The organism is Nonomuraea sp. NPDC051298 (assembly GCF_055586305.1).
The window spans coordinates 595,385-618,027 of record NZ_JBVJIM010000001.1 but is presented as its reverse complement, the minus strand read 5'-3'; the positions used below and the strand labels follow the sequence as shown (position 1 = coordinate 618,027).

23 protein-coding genes and 1 pseudogene are annotated in these 22,643 nt (G+C 72.0%); 10 read left to right on the top strand and 14 right to left on the bottom strand.

Features of this window, described 5'->3' with window-relative positions; translation table 11 throughout:
• Nucleotides 1-19: 19 nt before the first annotated feature.
• Genes ACZ6S0_RS03010 through ACZ6S0_RS02995 form a run of 4 tightly spaced genes read left to right on the top strand, consistent with a single transcriptional unit; the run spans nt 20 to nt 5,959 of the window.
• The gene (locus ACZ6S0_RS03010) at nt 20-1,339 is read left to right on the top strand and encodes a DUF5691 domain-containing protein (RefSeq protein ID WP_465912903.1); all 1,320 of its coding nucleotides are present in this window, start codon (nt 20-22) and stop codon (nt 1,337-1,339) included.
• A complete protein-coding gene (locus ACZ6S0_RS03005; RefSeq protein WP_465912902.1) occupies nt 1,336-2,400 on the top strand; it encodes an ATP-binding protein in 1,065 nt (354 codons plus the stop codon). The genes ACZ6S0_RS03010 and ACZ6S0_RS03005 overlap by 4 nt, the downstream gene beginning before the upstream one ends.
• Complete coding sequence (locus tag ACZ6S0_RS03000) at nt 2,397-4,805, top strand: DUF5682 family protein (RefSeq protein WP_465912901.1); 2,409 nt, start codon at nt 2,397-2,399, stop codon at nt 4,803-4,805. The genes ACZ6S0_RS03005 and ACZ6S0_RS03000 overlap by 4 nt, the downstream gene beginning before the upstream one ends.
• Complete coding sequence (locus ACZ6S0_RS02995; protein ID WP_465912900.1) at nt 4,802-5,959, top strand: VWA domain-containing protein; 1,158 nt, start codon at nt 4,802-4,804, stop codon at nt 5,957-5,959. The genes ACZ6S0_RS03000 and ACZ6S0_RS02995 overlap by 4 nt, the downstream gene beginning before the upstream one ends.
• A 151-nt stretch (nt 5,960-6,110) precedes the next feature.
• On the opposite strand, the gene ACZ6S0_RS02990 is transcribed toward ACZ6S0_RS02995, so the two are convergent.
• The 7 genes and pseudogenes from ACZ6S0_RS02990 to ACZ6S0_RS02960 all read right to left on the bottom strand — a co-directional run bounded on the left by ACZ6S0_RS02990 (nt 6,111) and on the right by ACZ6S0_RS02960 (nt 8,805).
• Nucleotides 6,111-6,407, bottom strand: coding sequence for a hypothetical protein (locus ACZ6S0_RS02990; RefSeq protein WP_465912899.1), 297 nt, complete (start codon nt 6,405-6,407; stop codon nt 6,111-6,113).
• Nucleotides 6,407-6,865 carry a hypothetical protein gene (locus tag ACZ6S0_RS02985; RefSeq protein WP_465912898.1) on the bottom strand — a complete coding sequence of 153 codons (459 nt, stop codon included), beginning with the start codon at nt 6,863-6,865 and terminating at the stop codon, nt 6,407-6,409. Before ACZ6S0_RS02985 ends, ACZ6S0_RS02990 begins: the two co-directional genes overlap by 1 nt.
• Nucleotides 6,866-6,927: 62 nt before the next feature.
• A complete protein-coding gene (locus tag ACZ6S0_RS02980) occupies nt 6,928-7,578 on the bottom strand; it encodes a DUF5753 domain-containing protein (RefSeq protein WP_465913376.1) in 651 nt (216 codons plus the stop codon).
• A gap of 3 nt (nt 7,579-7,581) precedes the next feature.
• A pseudogene (locus ACZ6S0_RS02975) lies at nt 7,582-7,788 on the bottom strand (helix-turn-helix domain-containing protein); the annotation flags it as partial.
• Nucleotides 7,789-7,821: 33 nt separating this feature from the next.
• On the bottom strand, nt 7,822-8,322 hold the full coding sequence (locus ACZ6S0_RS02970; RefSeq protein ID WP_465912897.1) for a DUF6879 family protein: 501 nt from the start codon (nt 8,320-8,322) through the stop codon (nt 7,822-7,824).
• Nucleotides 8,288-8,539 (bottom strand): hypothetical protein, encoded by a 252-nt coding sequence (locus ACZ6S0_RS02965; RefSeq protein ID WP_465912896.1) that lies wholly within the window; start codon nt 8,537-8,539, stop codon nt 8,288-8,290. Before ACZ6S0_RS02965 ends, ACZ6S0_RS02970 begins: the two co-directional genes overlap by 35 nt.
• 104 nt (nt 8,540-8,643) lie before the next feature.
• On the bottom strand, nt 8,644-8,805 hold the full coding sequence (locus tag ACZ6S0_RS02960; protein WP_465912895.1) for a hypothetical protein: 162 nt from the start codon (nt 8,803-8,805) through the stop codon (nt 8,644-8,646).
• 258 nt (nt 8,806-9,063) lie between these two features.
• Here ACZ6S0_RS02960 and ACZ6S0_RS02955 point away from each other — a divergent pair, with 258 nt between their 5' ends.
• Entirely contained in the window at nt 9,064-10,446 is a 1,383-nt protein-coding gene (locus ACZ6S0_RS02955) for an MFS transporter (RefSeq protein WP_465912894.1), read from the top strand.
• A gap of 11 nt (nt 10,447-10,457) precedes the next feature.
• Nucleotides 10,458-11,462 carry an enolase C-terminal domain-like protein gene (locus ACZ6S0_RS02950; RefSeq protein ID WP_465912893.1) on the top strand — a complete coding sequence of 335 codons (1,005 nt, stop codon included), beginning with the start codon at nt 10,458-10,460 and terminating at the stop codon, nt 11,460-11,462.
• Between the two features lie 38 nt (nt 11,463-11,500).
• Here the strand turns inward: ACZ6S0_RS02950 and ACZ6S0_RS02945 are convergent, their stop codons facing one another.
• The gene (locus ACZ6S0_RS02945) at nt 11,501-11,701 is read right to left on the bottom strand and encodes a hypothetical protein (RefSeq protein WP_465912892.1); all 201 of its coding nucleotides are present in this window, start codon (nt 11,699-11,701) and stop codon (nt 11,501-11,503) included.
• 97 nt (nt 11,702-11,798) lie between these two features.
• Complete coding sequence (locus ACZ6S0_RS02940) at nt 11,799-13,109, bottom strand: MFS transporter (protein WP_465912891.1); 1,311 nt, start codon at nt 13,107-13,109, stop codon at nt 11,799-11,801.
• Nucleotides 13,110-13,202: 93 nt separating this feature from the next.
• Here ACZ6S0_RS02940 and ACZ6S0_RS02935 point away from each other — a divergent pair, with 93 nt between their 5' ends.
• Nucleotides 13,203-13,898 carry a GntR family transcriptional regulator gene (locus ACZ6S0_RS02935; RefSeq protein WP_465912890.1) on the top strand — a complete coding sequence of 232 codons (696 nt, stop codon included), beginning with the start codon at nt 13,203-13,205 and terminating at the stop codon, nt 13,896-13,898.
• 79 nt (nt 13,899-13,977) lie between these two features.
• Here ACZ6S0_RS02935 and ACZ6S0_RS02930 read toward each other — a convergent pair whose 3' ends face one another.
• Nucleotides 13,978-14,784 carry an NAD(P)H-binding protein gene (locus ACZ6S0_RS02930; protein ID WP_465912889.1) on the bottom strand — a complete coding sequence of 269 codons (807 nt, stop codon included), beginning with the start codon at nt 14,782-14,784 and terminating at the stop codon, nt 13,978-13,980.
• Nucleotides 14,785-14,861: 77 nt separating this feature from the next.
• Between ACZ6S0_RS02930 and ACZ6S0_RS02925 the strand changes: the two genes are divergently transcribed.
• On the top strand, nt 14,862-15,371 hold the full coding sequence (locus ACZ6S0_RS02925; RefSeq protein WP_465912888.1) for a TetR/AcrR family transcriptional regulator: 510 nt from the start codon (nt 14,862-14,864) through the stop codon (nt 15,369-15,371).
• Here ACZ6S0_RS02925 and ACZ6S0_RS02920 read toward each other — a convergent pair.
• The gene (locus ACZ6S0_RS02920) at nt 15,343-16,602 is read right to left on the bottom strand and encodes an MFS transporter (RefSeq protein WP_465912887.1); all 1,260 of its coding nucleotides are present in this window, start codon (nt 16,600-16,602) and stop codon (nt 15,343-15,345) included. The two genes, ACZ6S0_RS02925 and ACZ6S0_RS02920, sit on opposite strands and share 29 nt — an antisense overlap.
• Nucleotides 16,603-16,745: 143 nt before the next feature.
• Here ACZ6S0_RS02920 and ACZ6S0_RS02915 point away from each other — a divergent pair, with 143 nt between their 5' ends.
• On the top strand, nt 16,746-17,456 hold the full coding sequence (locus ACZ6S0_RS02915) for a methyltransferase (RefSeq protein WP_465912886.1): 711 nt from the start codon (nt 16,746-16,748) through the stop codon (nt 17,454-17,456).
• Between the two features lie 62 nt (nt 17,457-17,518).
• Here ACZ6S0_RS02915 and ACZ6S0_RS02910 read toward each other — a convergent pair whose 3' ends face one another.
• The 3 genes from ACZ6S0_RS02910 to ACZ6S0_RS02900 form a co-directional block, all read right to left on the bottom strand.
• Nucleotides 17,519-18,316 (bottom strand): hypothetical protein, encoded by a 798-nt coding sequence (locus tag ACZ6S0_RS02910; RefSeq protein WP_465912885.1) that lies wholly within the window; start codon nt 18,314-18,316, stop codon nt 17,519-17,521.
• A gap of 143 nt (nt 18,317-18,459) precedes the next feature.
• The gene (locus ACZ6S0_RS02905) at nt 18,460-19,704 is read right to left on the bottom strand and encodes an ATP-grasp domain-containing protein (RefSeq protein WP_465912884.1); all 1,245 of its coding nucleotides are present in this window, start codon (nt 19,702-19,704) and stop codon (nt 18,460-18,462) included.
• Nucleotides 19,701-21,080, bottom strand: coding sequence for an ATP-grasp domain-containing protein (locus tag ACZ6S0_RS02900; RefSeq protein ID WP_465912883.1), 1,380 nt, complete (start codon nt 21,078-21,080; stop codon nt 19,701-19,703). The genes ACZ6S0_RS02905 and ACZ6S0_RS02900 overlap by 4 nt, the downstream gene beginning before the upstream one ends.
• Nucleotides 21,081-21,356: 276 nt before the next feature.
• Here ACZ6S0_RS02900 and ACZ6S0_RS02895 point away from each other — a divergent pair, with 276 nt between their 5' ends.
• Nucleotides 21,357-22,616, top strand: a complete 1,260-nt coding sequence (locus ACZ6S0_RS02895) for a pyridoxal phosphate-dependent aminotransferase (RefSeq protein WP_465912882.1) — start codon at nt 21,357-21,359, stop codon at nt 22,614-22,616.
• Nucleotides 22,617-22,643: the final 27 nt, after the last annotated feature.

Genomic DNA, 22,643 nt, shown 5'->3' with positions numbered 1-22,643 from the left:
TCTTGTTTCGACAGCGCTCGTGGGCACCGATCGTCGGCCCCACCAGGGCGACCTGCTCCAGGCCGCCGCCGTCGAGGTGGCGCGGCGGCGGGCCGGGCGGCGGGCGGGGGAGGCGGGAGAGCAGGAGGGCGCTCCCGCCGAGGAACGGCAGGCCGTGGACAGGCGGGCGGCCGAGCGACTCGTCCGGATCCTGGGCGGCGAGCACGAGCGGCTGCTGCCCGAATGGCTGGCCGCGGCGGCGGCCACCGGCCGCCGCGCGCCCGCCTACGTACTGCCCGAGCTGCTCGAACGCGGCCGCCGCGACCGTTCGATCAGAGGGCACCTCGGCGTGCTGGCCGGACGGCGGGGCCGCTGGCTGGCCGGGCTCAACCCGGTCTGGGGCTACCTCCTCGAAGAGCCGACCGGCCAGACGTGGGAGCTGGGCGGCGCCGCCGACCGGCGGGCCCACCTGCGCGCGCTCAGGGCGGCCGATCCCGCCCAGGCCAGGGCGCTGCTGGAGAGCACGTGGGAGCGCGAGACGCCCGACGACCGGGCCGAGTTCGTGGAGGTGCTGGCCGAGGGGCTGAGCATCGACGACGAGCCGTTCCTGGAAGGGGCGCTCGACGACCGCCGCCGCGAGGTGCGCCAGTCCGCCGCCAACCTCCTCACCCGCCTGCCTGCCGCGCGCCTGTCGCGGCGGATGGCCGAGCGGGTACGCGCCTGTGTGACGATCCGGCGCGAGGGCACCGGCCACGTCATCCTCATCGAGGCACCCACGGCCTGCGACCAGGCCATGGAACGCGACGGCGTACGCCCGAAGCCGCCCCGCGGCACCGGCGAGCGCGCCTGGTGGCTGCAGCAGATCATCGCCCGCGCCCCGCTCGCCGTCTGGGAGCACCCGCCCGCCCGGCTGCTCGCGATGCGGATCCCCGACTGGGACACCGAGGTGAAGGCCGCCTGGGTACGCGCCGCCGTCCTGCAGAAGGACCCCGGGTGGGCGCGGGCCATGTTCGGCTGGGACCCGATCGCCGACCTGCTCGACGCCCTCCCGCCCGCGGAGCAGCAGGAGCTGGCCGCCAGGTTCGTGGACGACCACGACCTCGACAGCCAGTTGATCATGGTGCTCGGCGGGGTGTCGTCCCACTGGCGCGAGGGCCTGGCCACGGCCGTCCTCCGCAAGATCGTGAAGGTGAACACGACGCAGCCGTGGAACCTCGCCGAACTCGTCAAGCTGGCGGGCGAGCACATCGACCCGGCCCTGTACGAGCAGGCGGAGGACTTCTCGCCCGCCGAGCCCGTCCAGCAGGTCGCCGCCCTGCTGCGTTTCCGTGCTGACATGTACAAGGAGCTGGCCCCATGACCGTTCTGCGCCCGCACGCGGAAGACCAGTACGCCGAGGAACTGGCCGTCCTGGCGAAGGACGACGACCGTCCCAGGCCGCCGGGCTGGAGGCTGTCGCCGTGGGCCGTGACCACGTACATCCTGGGCGACGGCGACCGCATCACCCCCAAATACGTGGGCGCGCGCCGCATCGTCGAGGTGGCCGTGGCCACGCTGGCGACCGATCGCGCGCTGCTCCTGCTCGGCGTGCCGGGCACCGCGAAGACGTGGCTGTCCGAGCACCTGGCCGCAGCCGTCAGCGGCGACTCGACGCTGCTCGTCCAGGGCACCGCGGGCACCGCCGAGGAGGCCATCCGGTACGGCTGGAACTACGCCCGGCTGCTGGCCGAGGGCCCTTCGATCGAGGCGCTCACCCCGTCGCCGGTGATGCGCGCCATGGCCGAGGGACGCGTGGCCCGCGTCGAGGAGCTGACCCGCATGCCGTCCGACGTGCAGGACGCGCTGATCACCGTCCTCTCGGAGAAGACGCTGCCGATCCCCGAGCTGAACCGCGAGGTGCAGGCCGAGCGCGGCTTCAACGTCATCGCCACCGCCAACGACCGCGACCGGGGTGTCAACGAGCTGTCCAGCGCGCTGCGCCGCCGCTTCAACACCGTCGTGCTGCCCGTCCCGGCCTCCGCCGAGGAGGAGGTGGACATCGTCGCCCGCCGCGTCGCCCAGCTCGGCCGGTCCCTGGAGTTGCCCGCGACGACGACGGGGCAGGACGAGATCCGGCGGGTGGTGACGGTGTTCAGGGAGCTGCGCGCGGGGGTGACCGAAGACGGGCGTACGAAGGTGAAGTCGCCCAGCGGCACCCTGTCCACGGCCGAGGCCATCTCGGTGCTGGTGAGCGGCATCGCGCTGGCGGCCCACTTCGGTGACGGCGTGCTGCGGCCGTCCGACGTGGCGGCGGGGATCGTGGGGGCGGTGGTGCAGGAGCCGGTGTCCGATCGGGTGGTGTGGCGCGAATACCTGGAGACCGTGGTCCGTGAGCGCGGCGACTGGCGCGACTTCTACCGCGCCTGCCGCGAGGTGTCATGAACGCCCCCCACCCGGACGACCCGGGCATCACCGCGCAGCGCCGACCGGTCGTCCCCGCCCCGGGTGGGTCGGGTGTGTCCGTCCCGGGTGGGCCGGATGTCCCTGCCCCGGGCGGTCCCGGCGTCTCCGGGCGGGGCGGTCCTGGTGTTTTCGTGCTGGGCGTACGCCATCACGGGCCCGGCTCGGCGCGGGCCGTGCGGCGCGAGCTGCACCGCCTGCGCCCCGACGCGATCCTCATCGAAGGGCCGCCCGAGGCCGACGCCCTCGTCACGTACGCGCCCGGCCTCGAACCGCCGGTCGCGCTGCTCGCGCACGTGCCCGGGGGACGGGCGGGTGCCGCGTTCTGGCCGTTCGCCGTGTTCTCGCCGGAGTGGCAGGCGATCCTGTACGGCACGTCCGCCGGGATCCCGGTGCGCTTCTGCGACCTGCCCGCCGCCCACTCCCTGGCCCCCGACCTCGACCTCGACTCCGACTCCGACTCCGACTCCGGCCCCGACGCCCGGTCCGGATCCGGCCCGCCGTCCGCCGACCCCATCGACCCCATCGGCTCCCTGGCCGCCGCGGCCGGGTACGACGATCCCGAGCGCTGGTGGGAGGACGTCGTCGAGCACCGGGGCGGTGACACGCCGTTCGAGGTGATCGCCGAGGTCATGGCCGCCGTACGCGACGGCCACGTGCCCGGCGAGCGGGAGGCCAGGCGCGAGGCGTACATGCGCAGGACCCTGCGCGCGGTGCTCAAGCAGGGCTTCGGCCGGGTCGCGGTGATCTGCGGCGCCTGGCACGTGCCCGCGCTGACCGGCCCGCTGCCGTCCGCCGCCTCCGACAACGCCGTGCTGCGCGGCCTGCCGAAGGTGAAGGCCGAGCTGACGTGGGTGCCGTGGACGTACGGACGGCTGGCCTCGTGGAGCGGCTACGGCGCGGGCATCACCTCGCCCGGCTGGTACCACCACCTGTTCGAGACGCCCGACCGGCCCGTGGAACGGTGGCTCACCGAGGCCGCGGCGGTGCTGCGCGACGAGGGGTTGCCGGTGTCGTCGGCGCACGTCATCGAGTCCGTCCGGCTGGCCGACAGCCTGGCGGCCCTGCGTGGACGGCCGCTGGCCGGGCTGGGCGAGGTCACCGAGGCGGCCAGGGCCGTGCTGTGCGAGGGCGACGACCTGGCCGTCGAGCTGATCCAGCGGCGCCTGGTCGTCGGCGACCGGCTCGGCCACGTCTCCGACGGCACCCCGATGGTGCCGCTCCAGCGCGACCTGCGCGAGCGGCAGCGGCGGCTGAAGCTCAAGCCCGAGGCTCCCGACCGCGAGATCGACCTCGACCTGCGCAAGCCCCTCGACCTCGACCGCAGCCACCTGCTGCACCGGCTGAGGCTGCTCGAGGTCGACTGGGGCACGCCGGGGCAGGCGCGCGGCAAGGGGACGTTCAGGGAGTCGTGGACCCTGCGGTGGCGTCCCGAGCACGACCTCGCGCTCATCGAGCACGCCGCCCTGGGCACGACCGTGCGCGCCGCCGCCGCGCAGCGCGCGCGTGACCTGGCGGGGGCCGCGTCGGCGACGCTGGCCGATCTGACGTCGCTGGTGGAGCGGTGCCTGCTGGCCGACCTGCCGGAGGCGCTGCCCGGGGTGCTGGCGGCTCTGTCGGCCAAGGCCGCGCTCGACACCGACGTCACGCGGCTCATGGCGGCGCTGCCCGCGATGGTGCGGGCACACCGGTACGGCGACGTACGGGGGACGTCGGCGGAGGGGCTGGCGGTGATCGTCCGGTCGATGCTGGAACGGATCTGCGTCGGACTGCCGGTCGCCGTCACGGGGGTGGCCGACGAGGCGGCGGCCGACCTGCTCAAACACGTGGACGCGGTCCACTCGGCCGTCGCGCTGCCGGCCGACGGCGCCGCCGATGGGTCGCGCGCGCGGGAGCGGTGGATGGCGACGCTGCGCGGCATCAGCGACCGGCACGACCTGCACGGGCTCATCGAGGGGCGGCTCACCAGGATCCTGCTGGACGCCGGAGAGCTGGACGATGCCGGTGACCGCATGTCCAGGGCGATGTCCAGGGGGCAGGTCCCGGCGCGGTCGGCCGCGTGGGTCGAGGGGTTCCTGGGCGGGGGCGGGCTGCTGCTGGTGCACGACGCGCGCCTGCTGGGGCTGGTGGACGGCTGGCTGACCGGGCTGCCGCCGGAGCAGTTCACCGATGTGCTGCCGCTGCTGCGCCGTACGTTCGGCGCCTTCGAGGCGCCGGAGCGCCGGGCCATCGGAGAGCGGCTCCGCTCTGCGGGCCCCGACGGTGGACACGACGGTGGACACGACGACGGACACGACGATGGGCGGGGCGGGCCCGGCCTGGACGAGCGGCGCGCCGCGGCGGCCGCCGCCACCGTCCGCCTGATCATCGGGAGGACGGGCACATGAGCGCGGCGGATGAGCGGATGCGGCGGTGGCGGCTGGTGCTGGGCGGCGGCCCGGCCGACGGCACCGGGCACGGCCTGGAAGGCGCGGACGCGCGGATGGACGCGGCGCTGGCGGCCGTCTACGACCGGGGCGGCCCCGACGGTGCGGGCCGGGAGGGCGGGCTGGGCGCCTCGGCCCCGAAAGTGGCCCGGTGGCTGGGCGACATCCGTACGTACTTCCCGTCCACCGTCGTCCAGGTCATGCAGAAGGACGCGATCGAGCGCCTCGACCTCACCAGGCTCCTCCTCGAGCCCGAGATGCTGGAGGCCGTGCAGCCCGACGTGCACCTGGCGGGCACCCTGCTGGCGCTCAACAAGGTCATGCCCGACCAGGCCCGCGAGTCAGCCAGGGCGCTGGTGCGCAAGGTGGTGGCGGAGCTGGAGCGCAGGCTCGCCCAGCGGACGAGGGCGGCGGTGACGGGCGCGCTCGACCGTTCGGCCAGGACCCATCGTCCCCGGCGGGTGGCCGACATCGACTGGGACCGTACGATCAGGGCGAACCTCGGCAACTACCTGCCCGAGCGGAACACGGTCGTCCCCTCCCGGCTCGTCGGCTACGCCCGCAGGCAGCGCTCGGTGCAGCGCGAGGTGGTGCTGTGCATCGACCAGAGCGGGTCGATGGCGGCCTCGGTGGTCTACGCGAGCGTGTTCGGGGCGGTGCTGGCGTCGATGCGGTCGCTGAAGACGTCGCTCGTGGTGTTCGACACGGCGGTGGTGGACCTCACCGACAAGCTGCATGACCCGGTGGAGCTGCTGTTCGGCACCCAGCTCGGCGGCGGCACCGACATCAACCGGGCCGTCGCCTACGGCCAGGGCCTCATCACCCGGCCGGCCGGTTCGATCTTCATCCTGATCAGCGACCTGTACGAGGGCGGGATCAGGCAGGAGATGCTGCGCCGGGTGGCGGCGATGACGCAGGCGGGCGTCCAGGTGATCGTGCTGCTGGCGCTGTCGGACGAGGGCGCGCCGTTCTACGACCACGAGAACGCCGCCGCGCTGGCCGCGATGGGCGTGCCCGCGTTCGCGTGCACGCCCGACGCCTTCCCCGACCTGATGGCGGCCGCGATCGAGCGGCGGGACCTCGTCCGGTGGGCCGAACGCCACTCCGCCCCGTAAGGTGCGGGCCCGCGCGGGTCAGGCACCGTGCGGTTGTTCGGGCCTGGCCCGGCGCGGCAGCAGGAACGACAGCGCGAACGTCAGCGCCGAAACCTGATCGGGGCCGTTGGCTTCCCAGCTAAGAGCGGCGCCTGCTTAGCCGGGGGCGCGTCTAGGGAGCGCAGCTAAATTGTCCTTCGTAGGGCGTTTGTGCGTCCTTCAGCCACTCCGTACGGATTGTCGCTGCCGATGCCTTCGCGTCTTCCGTTTCCCTGAATTCTTGGGACGGGTATGCGACACCATCGCGGGCGGGCAGTCGGGGGTCGAGGCGCCAGCAGTCGCCTTGGTCGTGGATGGAGAATGCCTTGATGCACCCGAGCATGCCGTACTGGGTCCGCTTGTCACGGACGATCCAGACGAGTTCGGGAACGTGGACGGCTGCGGGGCGGGCCGTCTTGCTGGTGCCCACTACGCCCTCCGTTGCTTGGAGAGCCTTTCGGCCAGTTCGTCGAGGTTTCCGGCGGCCATGCTGTTCCCCGCGTTCTGCGCGACCAGCAGGCCCACGCGTTGTGGCTGGGCTGCTGGGACGACTTCCACACTGGTGGACTGCGGCTCGTTGTCTGCCTCGACGCTCGGCAGTTCGATCATGTAGCTACCGGAGCGTTCCCCGACGGATACCGTCGCGACCTTCCATCCGGCGTTGGCGAAGATGATGAGCTGCGGTGGATGCCAGAGCGTTTCGGTGCTGCTGTAGGGCTTGATTTCGCATCGGTCGGCACGACGCTTGATCAATTGCGCGTGGATACCGCGTGCCGTCAGGTGCGTGATGACGCGGTTGAGGGCAGCGTTCTGGGCTGTCGCCGCCTCCTCCGAGATCGGCTGACAGAGCAGGTCAGCGTCCGAATCTGTGGTGTGTGTGCCCGCCATGCCCTCGACGGTAGGAGAGAGCGTTTCGACGACTCTACAAACTTGCGGATACTTGCGGACGGTTACTCAAGGGAGTCCATCGCTCGCTTGATTAGGGCTCGGGCTTCTCGACCGAAAATGGCTATTTCGTGGAAGCGCATGAAGGTCTCAGCGTACATCTCGATCTCTCGCGGTTGAGTGATCGTAAGAAAGCCGGAGACCAGCTCCACGTTGGCCTGGACGTCATCGAAGATGTAGAAGTTCTCGACAGGCCAGCGGCCCGCACGCTCCGCGTAGGGCGGTATCACAGCCAGGGACACAGAGGGCAGCGCCATGGCCTCCAGCAGATATCCGAGCTGTCCGATCATCACCTCAGGCCCGCCACGTCGATAGGTGAGCGCTGCCGCCTCCAAGATGAAGACGAATCGGTGATTGCCCTCGTAAAGGATGTGCTGACGGGCCAGGCGCTCAGCGACGGCATCGGTGACATCATCCACCGGTACCTTTCTGCCGTCGCGGATGGCCGCCAACGTCGCCGTGGTGTACCCGGCCGTCTGAAGGAGCCCTGGAATGACGTCTTGGCAGTACGAACGGTAGAGCCGGGTACGTTCGTACAACTCGCGCACCGCGACGTTGAGATGGGTCAGGCCGGTCTTCTCCGCTCGCCGCCAGTCCAGCCATGCCGAGTCAACCGCACGTAGCTCAGCAACCAACTCAGGCAGCAGGCCGGGCACTCCACACGCTTGTACCCAGGAGGCCAGGTCGCTTTCGGACGGCTGCTTCTTGGCGTTTTCGATCCGAGAGGTTTTGGACTCGTGCCAACCAGCAAGGGCCGCAAGCGCCCTGGCGTTGAGGCGGGCGTCAAGTCGGATATCGCGTAGCCGCAGTGCAAGCGCTTGCCTGGCCGCCTGAGCGCTGGAGCTGGGCGAGGGTGAACTGTGCATGGATCTATGAGACCGGTGTGATCAGCAGTTCGCTCAGATCCGATACTCCGCATGATCGGTTGCCCGTTCCCATGCCGCCGCGAAGGCGGCAGCACAGAGCTTCACCGTGGTGGCGTCATCGGTTTCGTCGTTGGAGACCCACGCGCCATCCCCGGCGAAATGGCAGAACTGAACCAACCTGTCATCGAAGATCCACACATCGTTCCCTGGCAGGGTCAGGCCAGACGCCAAGCGCCGAGGGAGCCACCTGATCACCTCCCCGGCGGACAGATTTACGCCGGGAGTAACCGCGTGCTCGAAGGTGATGTAGGTGCTGACAGGTTCTGACACGATGCGGACCCGATGCATGGCCACACCGCGTGTGACAGCAGCCCGTGCGGTGGCTGCCCAGTCCGAATACTGACGGACAGCCTCATCGACATCGCCAGCTTCCCAGGCCAGATAGCCAGGGTCACCGGTCATGTACTGGTCTCGCATCTCCAGCTTGAACGCGGTGCGCTCACACGCCGCCAGGAGTTCGCTGAAGTCCGCCACGGCACGCCTCCATGATGATCCCGATCATGCGCGCAGGAAGGCGCACAACTGATTCGCTGTCCAGAATCGGGCTCTTGTCGTTGACCCACGCGAGTATCTCCGGGTCCGTTACGGTCGCGCCCTGGAAGAAGAAGTCACCCGTACCGGGGTCCCTGAAGACGGCCGGGCAGTTGTTGCCCGGGTTGTTGGGGTCCTTGCCGTAGAACGCTAGCGCCATGACGGTCTCCTACGTTTGGGGCTTGCGACTCCTTGCGCACCTGCGAGCCTGAACTCTCGCACGACCGGCGTCAATACCTGCGATCGCGGCCCTACAAGAAGGGGTCAGCACAAGGTCAGCACGCTGCCGACGCATGCCTCTGAACAACGGCAAACGACAAGAAGCCCCAGACTCACGATGTAGGCCGTGAGCTGGGGCTGTGTCGCACGCTTGACCGGGTCGAACCTGATGCGCTGAGGGGAGTCGCGGTTGATCAGGAAGATCATGCGCCAGACCGTACCGAAGAAGTCGGCGTCTCACCGGCTACCATCGGGCGCTGCCGCCGGACCGTTTCCCGTACCTGAGCAAACGCGTGGACGCGCTCGTCAGCCGACGACGGGGAGAGTCGCTTCCGATACGGCCTGGAGCTGCTCCTCGACGGAATCGAGGCCCACATGCCCGAGGGCGCGGGCCCGCCTTAGGGCTAAATGCCTAGGCCCCGCGCCCGATGTGCCGACCTGGGGCTTCGCCATACGTTGCCGAGCATGACAACGACTGTTGAACAAACCGTGGCGGCCCCGGCCGGCGTGCTGTCGCCGCGCTACCGGGCCCTCAGCGTCGGCCTGGTCGCGCTGGTCACGCTGCTGGCCTTCGAGGCGATGGCGGTGGCCACGGCGATGCCGGTGGTGGCGCGGGAGCTGGACGGCATGCCCCTGTACAACCTGGCCTTCAGCGCCACCCTGGCGGCCAGTGTGATCGCGACGGTGCTGGGCGGGCGGTGGAGCGACGTGCGGGGGCCGCTCCAGCCCATTGGGGTGGGCGTGGTGACGTTCGTGGCCGGGCTGCTGCTGGCCGGGTTCGCGCCCACGATGGAGTTGTTCGTGACGGGCCGGTTCGTCCAGGGGCTGGGCACCGGGTTGACCCAGGTGGCCCTGTACGTCCTGGTGGCCAGGGTCTATCCGGGGGCGTTGCATCCCAAGGTGTTCGCGCTGTTCTCGGCGGCCTGGGTGGTGCCCTCGATGGTCGGCCCGGCCATCGCCGGCTTCGTGGTGGAGAAGGCCGACTGGCGGTGGATCTTCCTGGGCGTCACGCTGATCGTCATCCCGTCGGCGCTGCTGCTGTGGCGCGGCACCGCCGGCCGGGCCATCGAGAACGGCATCGCCGAGCCCGCCCCCGGCCTCGGCCGCAAGCTCGTCTGGGCCACGGTGACCGCCGTCGCCGCCGCCCTCATCCAGTACGGCAGCGCGCTCAAACTGGCCGGCCTGCCCCTGCTCGCGATCGGCGTCGTCCTGCTGGCCGTGGCCCTGCCCAAGCTGCTGCTCCCCGGTTCGCTCCGGGCCGCCCGCGGCCTGCCCAGCGCGCCCGTCCTGCGCGGCCTGGCCTACGGCTCGCTCATGGCGGCCGAGGTGCTCATCCCGCTCATGCTGATGAACGAGCGCGGCCTGTCCGCCACCGGGGCCGGGATCGTGCTCACCATCGGGGCGCTGGGCTGGTCCACCGGCTCCTGGATCAAGGGCCGCGGCACGATCGGCAACATGGCCGCCGTCCGCGGCGGCGCCGCCATGATCGCCGTCGGGATCGCGATGGTGACGCTCGTGCTCGTCGACTCGATGCCGCTCGCGGTCGCGTACGTCGCCATGGCCGTCGCCGGGCTCGGCATCGGCGTGCTGCACCCGACCGTGTCCGTGCTGGTGCTGGAGATGTCCAAGGAGGGCGAGGAGGGCCAGAACAGCGCGGCCGTGGGCGTGGGTGAGTCGGTGTTCACCGTGGTGGCCGTGGCGGTCAGCGGCGCCCTGTTCACCGCGGCGGGCGGCAGCTACCTGGCCGGTCTCGTGTTCACCGTCGTCCTGGCCGTGATGGCGTTCCTGCTGGCCCCCCGTTTTGTGCCGGCCGCCGGAGCGGGCACTATGGAGGGAGCCGCGTCATAAAAGGGGGGTACATGCCGCGAGTGCGGGAGCTTGAGGTTTTCCGGCTGGTCCTGCCCTACGGCAGGAGGTCGGAGAGCCTGCTCGTCAAGCTCACCGACCACGGCGGCATGACCGGGTGGGGCGAGGCGACCGCGCCCGGGGGGAAGACCTGGTCCAAGCTGGAGGAGAGCCTGGCGGCGCTGCTGATCGGGGTCGACTGGGAGCATCCCGACACCGTGCCGAGCGGTGACCCCGCGGTCGACATGGCCTGCTGGGACCTGTGGACGCGGATGCGCGGCGTGCCACTCGCCGAGGCGATCGGCGGCACCCGCACGTCCCTCATGGCGACCGTGCGCCTGGCCCCCGACGCGTCCGTGGAGAGCCTCGTGGCCCGGGTCAACCAGCAGATCTGCGCCGGATACGGGCACGTCACGCTCGACATCAGGCCCGGCTGGGACGTCGAGCCCGTACGCGCGGTGCGGCAGACGTTCCCCGCGCTGACCCTGGCCGTCGACTGCGGCAACGCCTACACCGACCTCGGCCAGCTCGTCGCGCTCGACTCCTACGGCCTCGGGGTCATCGAGCGGCCCTTCGCCACCTCCGACCGCTACGCCCACGCCGCGCTCCAGGACCAGGTGGCCGCCTCGGTGGCGGTCGAGGTCGGCTCGACGGCGGAGCTGGACGACTACCTGGCGCTGCGGGCCGCGCGCGTGCTGCTGCTGCGGCCGGCCGCGTTCTCGTCGTTGTCGGAGGTCAGGCGGGCGCACGACCGGGCCGCCGCCGCGGGCTGGGACATCCAGTGCACGGGCGGCCAGGGCGCCGGGCTGGCCAGGGCGGCGACGGTGGCGGTGGCGAGCCTGCCGGGGTGCACGCTGCCGTGCGACGTCACGCAGCCGCCGCGGCAGAACCAGATCGTCACGCCCATCGTGGGCGCCAGCGCCGGGATGATCGCCGTCCCGCTGACGCAGTCGGGCCTCGGGCACGACATCGACGAGGTGCGGTTGAGGCGGCTGGCCAAAGAGTCGTTCCACGCGTGATCGGCCGCCCTACGGTCACGCGCGTCCGGCGGGAACGGTCAGAGCGGGAGCGTGCTGTGCAAGCTGACGCCCGTGAGGATCTCGGCCAGGCCGTGGAAGCGCGAGCCCGCCTCGATGACCGTGTCCCTGACGTTGTGCACCCGGTCCACCAGCCCGGTCGTCGTGCCGCCCGGTGCGGCGATCGGCACGATGGAGGCGGCGGCCAGGGCGGCGGCGATCAGGTGGGCGCGACGGTGCATGGTGGACCTCCTGGGTGAGGTGCGGTGATGACATCGCCCAGGAGATCATGTCCGCTCGCGGCCCCGGCCGGTACGCCACAGCGGCAAGGCGGGTTCTTTACGCTCCCGCCGACGTGCGCAGCCCGATGGGCTCCACCCGCTTGAGGATCACCGCGTACGTGAACGCGCCCAGCAGCGCCACCCCCGCGATCACCATGAGCGGCACGGTGAACGACGACGTCCGGTCGACCAGTACGCCGATCATGATGGGGCTGATGATGCCGGCGAAGTTGGAGGCGAAGTTCTGGATGCCGCCGATCGAGGCCACGTGCCGGTCGGCCGGGGCGACGTCGGCCGGCAGCGACCAGATGTTGGCGGCGGCGAACGTCGAGCCCGCGTACGCGACCGACAGCAGCGCCAGCGCCATCCACGCCTCCGGCACCCACACCGCCACGCCGATCACGGTCGAGACGAGGAACCCGCCGGAGATGAACAGCTTCCTGACCTTCGTCACCGAGTCGCCCGCCGCGATGCGCCGGTCGGCCAGCCAGCCGCCCAGCCACTCGCCGCAGATCGCCACCAGCCCCGGAATCGCGCCGAACAGGCCCAGCTTCAGCAGGCTGAACTCCCGCTCCTCCACCAGGTAGGTCGGGAAGAACGTGAGAAAGAAGTAGACGACCATGTTGAGGCAGAAGAAGCCCAGCATCATCGCCCAGATGGTGCGGTAGCGGAAGAGGTCCCGCCAGCGGATCCGGTCACCCTCGCCCTCGTCGTCGCCCTCGAAGCCGCGCGCCCCGCCCTCCCGCAGGTATGTCAGCTCCTCCTCCGTGATCTTCGGGTGCTCCTGCGGATCCCGGTACGCCCGCCACCACCCGAACGCCCAGAACAGCCCCACGACCCCGATGACGGCGAACGTCCAGCGCCACCCCAGCCACGCGATCAGCCCCGTGACGACCGGCAGCGCGATGACGCCGCCCACCCGGGAGCCCGAGTCCCAGATCCCGGTGGCCAGCGCGCGTTCGTGCCGGGGGAACCAGCGGCCCACGACCTTGGCGCTCGTGGTGGCGGCCGGGCTCTCCCCGATGCCGAGCAGCAGCCGCACGCCGAACAGTGACGCGAAGCTGCTCGCCAGTGCCGTCAGCGAGGTGAACAGCGACCACCACACGGCGGCGAAGGTGAACGTCCTGCGCGGCCCGTAGCGGTCGACGAACCAGCCGGCGGCGAGCTGGAAGAAGTCGTACGACCAGAAGAACGCGGCCAGGATCATGCCCTCTTCTGTCTTGGTGAGATTGAAGGTCTCTCCCATGAACGGCAGCGCGACGCCCAGGCTCGCCCGGTCGAGATAGTTGATGACGAGACCGGCGAAGACGTAGCTGATCATGTACCAGCGCAGCCGGCCGCGGACGGTTCTCCGGAGGGATGGGGCCATCAGCGATCCTCAGTACTATTTCCTATTGGATATTTCGGATATGTTGCCTAGAGTTCACTATGTCCGTCAAGGGTCGTCATCAGGAGTGTGGTCGTGGCCAGTGAGCTGGAGAGCCGCCTGAAGGGGCGGGTACGCGCCGCGCGCCGCACCGTACTGACCGAAGACGTCTACGAGCGCGTCAAGAGCCTGATCATGGACGGCGACCTGGAACCGGGCGCCCGCGTCAACATCTACGCCGTGGCCAGGCTGCTCGACGTCTCACAGACCCCGGTACGCGAGGTGCTCGCGGCCCTGGAGTCGGAGGGGCTGCTCACCAAGGAGGCGCTGCGCGGCTACTCGGTGGCCCCGGTGCTCACCTCCGAGCAGGTCGCCGACCTCTACCAGCTCCGGCTGCTCCTGGAGCCGTGGGCGGCGGCCGGCGCGGCCGGGCGCATCACCCCCGAGGCCGCCGCCCGCCTGCGCGCCGAGCTGGGCAGCCAGTCGAGGGCCCCCCAGGGCACCCGGTACGAGGACTACCACGACATCGTGGCCCACGACGCCCGCTTCCACGACCTGGTCGCGGAGCTGTCGGGCAGCCCCGCGCTGCGCGCGTCGCTCCAGCGTACGCACAGCCACCTGCACCTCTTCCGGATCGAGTACGAGGGCCGGCGCAGCGGCGAACCCACGCTGGCCGAGCACGCCCGCATCGTCGAGGCCGTCACGGCGGGCGACGCCGGGGCGGCCGAGCAGGCGATGCGCGACCACCTGACGGCCGCCCGCGACCGCTTCCTCCACGCCCCGGCAGGCTGACCCCGCGCACTGACTCGTCGCGGATCGCCCGCGCTGGTCTCCGGACGGCCGCCGACGTCGCCCTGCGGGCCGCCGTCCCTCAGTGCGCCCGCGTGAGGAACTCCCGGAGCGAACGCGGTTCGCGCCCCAGGAGGTCGGCCACGGTCGTGGTCGTGCTCGCCCAGCGCCCGTCCCCGATCTGCGCCATCAGCTCGGCCAGGTCGCGGGCCGCGGGGGCGGGCGTGCCGCGCCGCTCCAGGTGGGCGGCGGCCTCCTCGACCGGCAGGTCCACGTAGCGCACGCTCCGGCCGAGCGCCCTGGTCAGCTCGGCGGCGATCTCGTCGTGCGTGGGCGCCACCGGGCCGGTGAGTTCGTAGACGGCGTCGGTCCCGATCGGACGGGTGAGCAGGACGGCCGCGACCGCCCCGATGTCACGCCCGTCGATGTAGCCGACGCGGCCCCTGCCGTACGAGCCGAAGAACCGCCCCTCCTCGTCGACGTCGCCCGCGAGATTCTGCATGAAGCCGACGGGCGCCAGGATCGACCACGGCACGCCCGACGCCTTGAGATGCTCGTCCACCTGCCCGTGCTGGCCGAACCCGAGCAGGCTGGACGACGTCACCCCGCGCACGGAGACGGCCACGACCTGGGCCGCCCCCGCGGCCGCCGCGTGATCGATAACCGCCTGGTGCGCCCGCACGAACCCCGGCCACAGCCCGCTGTTGAGAAACAGCCGGTCGCCCGGCTCCAGTGGGATGCTCTCCGGCCGTTCCAGATCGCCGACCACGTAGTCGCATCCCAGCTCATCGCCCTGCTCGGCGCGCCGTACCAGGGCCCGCGCCGCGCCGCCCAGCTCCTCGATCAGCGCGCGCCCGATCGTGCCCGTCGCACCCGTCACCACGATCATCACAACCTCCTAAGCGGAATGTCGCCTTCCTCTTATATACTAAGCGGAAACTCGTCGTCCACTTCAACGGAGGTTCGATGCGCGCCGACGCCCGCCGCAACCGGGACAGGATCCTCGAGGCGGCCCGCGACGTGGTGGCCGAGCGCGGCAAGGACGCGCCGATGGAGCTGATCGCCCGCCGGGCCGGTGTCGGCGTCGGCACGCTCTACCGCCGCTTTCCCGACCGAGGCGGGCTGCTCGCCGCCCTGGCGGAGCAGTACACGCACGAGCTGATGGACGCGCTCGACCGCACCGCGGCGGCCGAGCCCGACGCGTGGGCGGCCCTGCGCGCGTTCGTCCTCCACAGCGTCGAGCGGGGCCGCGGCGCCATCGCCGCCGCGCTGGCCGGGACCTCCGCACCCGAGGCTCGGCAGGCGCTGGTGCGACGGGTCGACGACCTGGTACGGCAGGCGCAGGCGGACGGCGCGATGCGGGCGGACGCCGGGACCGACGACATCATGGAGCTGCTCAGCGTGTTCGCCTGCCACCCGGGTGTCGTTCCTGAGCGCTTCCTCCCTCTCATGCTCGACGGCCTCGACCGGCGTTGACCTCGCCCCGGCTCGCGGGACGGCCGGGGGCGGGGCCCAGGGAGCGCACCGCCGGTGACGCGAGGGCCAGGGCGCAGGCGCAGGCCACGACCACGGCGCCGGCGTGCAGGGTCGCCGCGGTGCCCCAGGCCGCGGCGACGGGTCCGGCGGCGGCGAGGGCGATGGGGGAGAGCAGGAACGAGGCGAAGTAGTCGTACGAGCTGACCCGCGACAGCGCCTCCGCGGGGACGTGCCGGTGCATGACGGTACGCCAGAGCACCTCGTACACGTCGACGCAGGCTCCGGCGAGCACCATGGCGGCGGCGATGGCCCAGACCGGGCCCGGCGCGGCCAGCAGCACCAGCGGCGGCACCAGCGCGAGGACCGCCAGCACGGCCGCCCGCAACGGGAACCGCGGCCGGAAGCGGATGGCCACCACGCTCCCCAGCACGAAACCGGCCGAGTGCGCGGCCAGGACCGTCGCCCAGGCGCCGGCGCCGCCCAGCCCGCGCGCGGCCACCACCGGCCCCAGGGCCATGACGGCGCCGCCGAACACGGCGTTCGTCACCGCGGCGGACAGCACGAAGGGAGGCATCCAGCGCAGCGCGGTGAACTCCTTCCAGCCGTCCCGCAGCTCGCCGAGCATCGTCCCCTTCCGCGGGCCGTCCGCGGAGCGTTCCTGCCGGACCTTGAGCGCGGTGAGGAACAGGGCCGCCAGCCAGAAGGTCGCCGCGTCGGCGGCCAGCGCCCAGGCGGGACCGGCCGCCGCCACCAGCACGCCGCCCAGCGCGGCCCCGCCGACCCTGGCCGCGTTCGCCGACAGGCGGAGCAGGCCGTTCGCGGCCTGGATCCGGTCCTCCGCCGCGACCTCGGGGACGATGCCCATGACCGCGGGCTGGCTCAGCGCCGCCGCCGCGCCCCCGATCGCGGACAGGGGCAGCAGCACGCCCATCGCCGCCGGGCCCTCGGCGAAGAAGGCGGCGGCGGTCAGGGCCTGGGCGGCGCCGGCGGTGACGTCGGCCCAGAGCATCAGGCGGGCGCGGGGCAGCCGGTCGGCCAGTACGCCGCCGAATAGCAGGGAGGCGACCTGGGCGATCGTACGCGCCGCCAGCAGCAGCCCGATCTCGGCGGCCCCGCCCCCCGACCCGATCACGGCGAACGACAGCCCCAGCGGCGCCATCGCGTTGCCCGACAACGACGAGCCGCGGGCGAGCAGGAGCAGCAGAAAGTCCCGTTCGCGAAGCAAACTCACATCACGCCATATGGTATTCACGGTATTCATGCTTTGACGGCTACATTTCCGGTATTCATTCGGCATATCCGGTGTTACCCTGGATTCGGCACGCCGGGCGGTTCACTGAACATATTCCAGCTTCTCTCATAGAGGTGATGCCGGTGTCACGCGACGTGGAAGAGGGCACCCGCGAGCGCATGCGCCAGTCAGTGACGAAAACGCCGACCACGTTCGAGCTGCTCGGCCGGGAATGGCACCTGCTGCCCGAGGTGTATTCGCCGCGAGACTTCACCTCGACCGCCTTCTTCGCCGAGCACATTCCGTATCCTCCGTCCGGGAGTTTCCTGGAAATAGGCTGTGGCGCGGGGCTCGTCGCGACCGTGGCCGGGCTGGCGGGCTGCGCGCGGGTCGTCGCCTGTGACATCAACGGCGCGGCGGTCCACAACGCGGAGCTGAACCTCCGGCGGCACGGCCTGGGCGACAGGGCCGAAGCGCGCCACGGCGACCTGTTCGACGCGCTGGGCGACGCCGGTGAGCGGTTCGACCTGATCTTCTGGAACTCCAACGGCATCGAGCTGCCCGCCGGCCGCGACTGCCGTTCCGACCTGGAACGGGCGTTCTTCGACCCGGGCTACGACACCCACCGGCGCTACCTGCTGGAGGGCCGCGATCATCTGGCCCTCGGCGGGCGGCTGCTGCTCGGTTTCAGCGGGCACGGCAACCTCGGCCTGCTCACCCGGCTCGCCGCCCAGGCCGGTCTGCGGGTGGCCGAGCTGGCGCGTTCCCGCAGCGAGACGCTGGTCATCAGGCACCCGCACCTGCTGCTCGAACTGCTGCCAGAGACCGCGGGAGGCGGGCCCTCCCAGCGGTGACCGCCCACCGGTGACCGCCCACCGGTGACCCGCCCCCGCTTGGGCAGGAGTCGCCACCCGGTTCAGCTCCAACAGACCAGCGGCACGCCGGGACCGGTCACGCCGACGAAGGCCGCCATGCCGACCCGGTGCCCCGACGGGCTCGACGTCACCGCGTGCAACATCGCCGAGCTGAACACGATCACGTCGCCGGGCTCCGGATGGATGCGCAGCTCGGGCGGCTCGATGCCGCTCGGGTCGAGCCCCTCCACGCACAGGATGGTCTCGGTCTCGTCCTCCGTCGGCTCGCGCAGCCACAGCAGCAGGTCGCCGCCCTCGCCGGGCACCCGCAGGTAGGCGTTCACGGTGAGCTGCTCGGTCAGCGTGGCCGCCTCGGGCGCGTCGGTCTCCTGCCGCAGCAGGTCGTTGTGCGGCAGCAGTTCGGAGACGCCCGGCTGGAAGACCCGCAGCGCGCCGACGAAGCAGGCGTGGCCGCGCAGCCGCAGCAGGTTCGCACCCGCCGGCCACAGCTCCTGGAGCAGCAGCCGCACGTGGTCGATGGGGGACAGGTGCGGCGCGAACATCGACCGCACGTCATGGATGGACGGTACGGCGGCGTCGTTGTAGCGCCGGGTCAGCTCGGGGTCGAAGGCGGTGTCCACGTGCGGCATGTGGACCCGGGCGACCGAGCTGGACAGCTCCTTGTGGTAGAAGCCCAGCGCCTCGTGCCGCAACGCCCGCTCGGCCGCCGCATGGGCCAGCTCGGCGGGGAAGAACCGCCGGACGTGAATCGCGGCGATCTCCCGCCCGGCCAGCCGGCGCAGGCTCTCGGCGGTGAAGGCGTGGACGATCTCGGGTTCGGGCCGGCGGGACACCGACATGGCGACTCCTCTTCGCGAATGGTTGCTGACGCGGGTCTGTCCTGTCCGGTACGCGAGCGCTCGGTGCGCGGTGACGCGGGCCTCCTGTCCGGTACGCGAGCGCTCGGGGCGCGGCGCGCGGGTGACCGGTCCGGTGCGCGGGGTCACTCCCACAGCGCCGCCGCCTCCCACCAGTCCCGCACCTCCCGCAGGAAGGGGATCAGCTCGGCGTCCGGGGGAATGCTGAAGATCAGCTCCGCGATGCCGTGGTTGGCGTGGTCGGGGCCGGGATAGCGCCTTCCCTCCTGGCCCTTGGCCCGGTAGCGGACGGCGCCCGGCAACGGGCAGCGTTCTGGAAGCCGGCGCAGCGTGCCCCGCCGTGGGAGGAACCAGCCGTGGCCGTGCCGCTCGCCGGTCTCGTGCCAGGTGACCTGCGCCGATCGCCCGGCCTGCCCGGCCAGGCCCGCGTGGTGGAGGTCGAGGCCGAAGGAGAGCGCGTGCCCCTCGACGATCCCGGCGCCCCCGGCCCGGCACGCGATCTCGCACAGCACGATGTCCCCGCCCGTACTCCCGGCCGTACTCCCGCCGGTGGCTCCGGGCGTGTGGAAGAACTCGGCGTGGAAGGGGAGGATGCCCGGCGCCTTGGGGAGGGCGGCGATGACCTCGGCCGACCGGTCGGCCAGCCGTCGCCACAGCGGGTCGCGTTCCGGCAGCATGCCGCTGATCAGCGGCACGCTGAGGTGGTAGTTGGCCCACTGGGTGTGCAGGTAGCGCGACGGCCAGCAGTGCAGCGGTGCCCCGTCGGCCATGATGCCGTTGACGTGGTACAGCTCGCCCTCGATCCACCCCTCCGCGAGCATGGGCCCGCCGCCCTCCGCCCACGTCGCGGCGAAGGCGTCCAGCTCCGCGCGGTCGCGCAGCACCGACATGCCCACCGCCCCGCCTCCGGTGAGCCGCTTGACCACCGTGGGGAAGCCGTGCTCGGCGGCGAACTCGGCCAGCTCGGCCCCCCGGGTGACCCGGCGCATGGGCGCCACCGGGATCCCGGCCGCCGCGGCGGCGGTCTTCATCACGTACTTGTCGGTGTAGGCGAGGGCGCTCCGCTCGTCCTGGCCGGGCAGCCCCAGCTCGGACCGCAGCCGGGCGGTGCGGACCAGGTCGCCCTCCGCGACGGTCAGGATGCGCTCCACGTCGTGCTCGCGGCAGAGCGCCGCGATCCGCGCCGTCCCCTCGGGGCCCGCGTAGTCGCGGGCCACCTCCAGGTGCAGGAAGGACCGGCCCACCTCGTACGGGTCCCGGCCCCGCAGCGCGGAGGCGTCGGTGAAGACGACCAGCTCGCCCGCCGCGTCCGGGAACCAGGACGGCAGCCGTTCCAGGATCGGCCGGCGGTTGACCAGCAGCAACGTCATCGGGGCTCCACGGGCAGGTGGGAGCGGAGGGTGGAGCGCACGGAGTCGTCGCCAAAGCTCACCAGCCCCGGGTTGCCGAGCACGTCGGCGAACTCGGCCATGGCCGGCCCGATGGCCCCGTCGGCGGCGACCGGCTCGACCTCGCGCACCTGCGCCGCGCCGTCATCGAGGCGGTAGCGAACCCTGTCGCCACGGGACGCCGTGAAGACCCCGGCGGCACGTACGGCCCGGCCGGCCCGCGGGCCGAGCGGCACCGTCCCCGAGTACGACGGCCGCCCGCGGATCGCGGCCAGGAACGCGCTCTCGACGTCCTGCGGGGCGAGCCCGGCGATGCCAGGAACGCGTTCCTGCACCGCCCGGTGGAAGAGGTAGACGGGCAGGTCCGGCCAGCCGGGGCGCAGGCCGAGGCCGCCGCCCGCCCTGGGGTTCAGCTCGGTGGCCAGGAATCCGTCGGGCGTCAGCAGGCCGTCCACCGTGAAGATGCCGCGGAAGCCGGTCCGCGCGGAGAGCAGGTCGCCGACCCGATGGGCGTGCCGCTCGATCTCCCGCCGCACCCCGGAGCCGGGCCGCCACCAGGTGGAGGTCCCGCAGTAGAAGAAGGCGCCGGTGCCAGGGTGGCGCAGCATGGCCTCCTCCGCGGGGTCGAACACGGCGACCCCGTCGTCGAGCAGCATCGCCTGGGTGCTGCACGGCACCCCCTGGACGAACTCGGTCACGCGCACCCGGTCGGTCCGGCCGGCGAACTCGGCCAGCACCGCGTCCAGCTCGTCCGGGTGCCGGACCCACCGCAGGCCGGTGCCGCCGCCGCGGATCCCGCGCGAGGAGTCCATGGCCAGCACCACCCCGCGCCCGGCGTCGAGGGCCGCCGTCCGCTCGGCGAGGGCGGGGTCGCCGAGCGCGAGCACGGCGTGCCGCGGCGAGGGCACGTCCGCCGCCCGCCACAGCTCCTCGACCCTCGTCTTGTCCTCCCAGGCGGCCCACTCCGGCCTGCGCCAGCCGTGCACCGGGCGACCGCAGAGCCGCCCGACCTCGGTCCAGATGGAGCCGACCACGACGCTGGAGCGGCCGGGGTCGATGCGGTCCAGCCAGGCGGCGAGGCCGTCGTCCGGCTCGTGCAGCCAGGCGTCGAACTCGTGCCTCTCCATCGGCCGGTCGGCCTCGCGCACGCTCCACACGGGCACGCCGGGCAGGGCGTCGGCGTCCGGGCGCGTCCCGAGCACCAGCCCGGTCACGGCGGCGCCGCAGGCGGTCAGCTCCTGGGCTAGGAGCGTGGTGCTGAACCGCATCCGGTCGGCGACGAGCACCGCCCGCCGCCCCCGCCAGAAAGCACGCAGCACTTCGACGGCGCGGTCAATTTGGATTCTGGCCCGGCTCATTCGCGGCTTGACCTCCACATCGACAATTGTCAGATCGACTTGGAACTATCCTTTACTTGGTTGTGCTGATTCGCTACATTTGGCTCGCACCGGAATCGCAGGAAATACGAATATCCCGACCTCCGCCCGACAACGGAAACGCCGCGTACGGGCGTTTCCCTGCCCGGCAAGGAGTATCGACGTGAAATGCTCGCATCCGCTCCAGCGCGCCGCCGAAACCGCCGCCGAAACCGCCTCTGAAACCGTGGCCGAAACCGTGGCAGGGCGGGTCCGGTGATGGCCTCCAGGTTCGCCGTCGCGCCCAACCTCGCGCTGAACGAGACGGTGGAGCGGCTGCGCGCCGGTGGCGCGCGCATCGTGCACCTGGCGTTCGGAGAGTCCCAGCTCCCGCTGCCACGGCGGCTGGTGGAACGGCTCGTCGCGGGCGCCGCCCACACCGGCTACGGACCGGTCGCGGGAGCGGGCGCGACCCGCGAGGCCGTCGCGGGCTACTTCGCCCGCCGGTGCCTGCCCACCCGTCCCGACCAGATCGTGCTCGCCCCCGGCAGCAAGCCGCTGCTGATGGCGCTCATGGCGGTCGTCGAGGGCGACGTGGTGCTGCCGAACCCGTCGTGGGTCACGTACGCGCCGCAGGCCCGCCTGTTCGACCGCCGGGTCCTGCGGATCCGCGTCCCCGGCGAGTACGGAGGGGTGCCCGACCCCGACGTCCTCGCCGCCGCGCTCCGCTCGGCCCGGCGCCGTGGCGGCGACCCCCGGCTGCTGGTGCTGACCCTGCCGGACAACCCGACCGGCACCCTGGCCCCGCCAAACCTCGTACGCCAGGTCTGCGCCGTCGCCGAGCAGGAGGACCTGCTGATCGTCTCCGACGAGATCTACCGCGACCTGCTGCACGACCCCGCGACGCCGATGCTGAGCCCGGCCGAGGTCGCGCCGGAGCGTACGGTCGTGATCACCGGGCTGAGCAAGAGCCTGGCCGTCGGCGGCTGGCGCATCGGGGCGGCCAGGTTCCCCGGCACGACGTCCGGCGAGGCGCTGCGCGCCGACGTGACCGCCGTGGCCAGCGAGGTCTGGACGAGCATGCCGGCGCCGATGCAGGAGGTGGCCGCCGAGGCGTTCACGGAACCGCCGTCGATCGCCGAGCACATCCGCGGCAGCGCCCGCCTGTACGCCGTGGTGACCGATGCCGTCTACAAGATCGTCACGGAGGTCGGCGCGGCCTGCCGCCCCCCGGCGGGCGGCTTCTACCTTTACCCCGACCTCGGGCCGATCTGGCAGTCCCTCGCCAGGCGCGGCGTCCACGACTCGGCCTCGCTGCAACGCCACCTGCTGGAGACCTGCCACGTGGCGGTGCTCGGCGGGCACCACTTCGGCGACCCGCCGCAGGAGCTGCGCTTCCGGCTGGCCACCAGCATGCTGTACGGCGACAGCGAGGAGGAGCGCTGGTCGGCCCTGCGCGCCGACGACCCGCTGCGCCTGCCGCACGTCGCCGGGACCCTCGACCGGCTCAGAGAGGTCTTCGGCCGGCTGGCGGGCTGACACAGGACCCGATACCCACACGGCGTT

Bases quoted from the DNA above. Each gene is read 5' to 3' on its own strand.
- ACZ6S0_RS03005 (WP_465912902.1), top strand. From the start codon at position 1,336: ATGACCGTTCTGCGCCCGCACGCGGAAGACCAGTACGCCGAGGAACTG.
- ACZ6S0_RS02955 (WP_465912894.1), top strand. From the start codon at position 9,064: ATGACAACGACTGTTGAACAAACCGTGGCGGCCCCGGCCGGCGTGCTG.
- ACZ6S0_RS02910 (WP_465912885.1), bottom strand. From the start codon at position 18,316: ATGTCGGTGTCCCGCCGGCCCGAACCCGAGATCGTCCACGCCTTCACC.
- ACZ6S0_RS02950 (WP_465912893.1), top strand. From the start codon at position 10,458: ATGCCGCGAGTGCGGGAGCTTGAGGTTTTCCGGCTGGTCCTGCCCTAC.
- ACZ6S0_RS02985 (WP_465912898.1), bottom strand. From the start codon at position 6,865: ATGGCGGGCACACACACCACAGATTCGGACGCTGACCTGCTCTGTCAG.
- ACZ6S0_RS02965 (WP_465912896.1), bottom strand. From the start codon at position 8,539: ATGGCGCTAGCGTTCTACGGCAAGGACCCCAACAACCCGGGCAACAAC.
- ACZ6S0_RS02995 (WP_465912900.1), top strand. From the start codon at position 4,802: ATGAGCGCGGCGGATGAGCGGATGCGGCGGTGGCGGCTGGTGCTGGGC.
- ACZ6S0_RS02960 (WP_465912895.1), bottom strand. From the start codon at position 8,805: ATGATCTTCCTGATCAACCGCGACTCCCCTCAGCGCATCAGGTTCGAC.
- ACZ6S0_RS02925 (WP_465912888.1), top strand. From the start codon at position 14,862: ATGCGCGCCGACGCCCGCCGCAACCGGGACAGGATCCTCGAGGCGGCC.
- ACZ6S0_RS02940 (WP_465912891.1), bottom strand. From the start codon at position 13,109: ATGGCCCCATCCCTCCGGAGAACCGTCCGCGGCCGGCTGCGCTGGTAC.
- ACZ6S0_RS02895 (WP_465912882.1), top strand. From the start codon at position 21,357: ATGGCCTCCAGGTTCGCCGTCGCGCCCAACCTCGCGCTGAACGAGACG.
- ACZ6S0_RS03000 (WP_465912901.1), top strand. From the start codon at position 2,397: ATGAACGCCCCCCACCCGGACGACCCGGGCATCACCGCGCAGCGCCGA.
- ACZ6S0_RS02930 (WP_465912889.1), bottom strand. From the start codon at position 14,784: ATGATCGTGGTGACGGGTGCGACGGGCACGATCGGGCGCGCGCTGATC.
- ACZ6S0_RS02905 (WP_465912884.1), bottom strand. From the start codon at position 19,704: ATGACGTTGCTGCTGGTCAACCGCCGGCCGATCCTGGAACGGCTGCCG.
- ACZ6S0_RS02900 (WP_465912883.1), bottom strand. From the start codon at position 21,080: ATGAGCCGGGCCAGAATCCAAATTGACCGCGCCGTCGAAGTGCTGCGT.
- ACZ6S0_RS02945 (WP_465912892.1), bottom strand. From the start codon at position 11,701: ATGCACCGTCGCGCCCACCTGATCGCCGCCGCCCTGGCCGCCGCCTCC.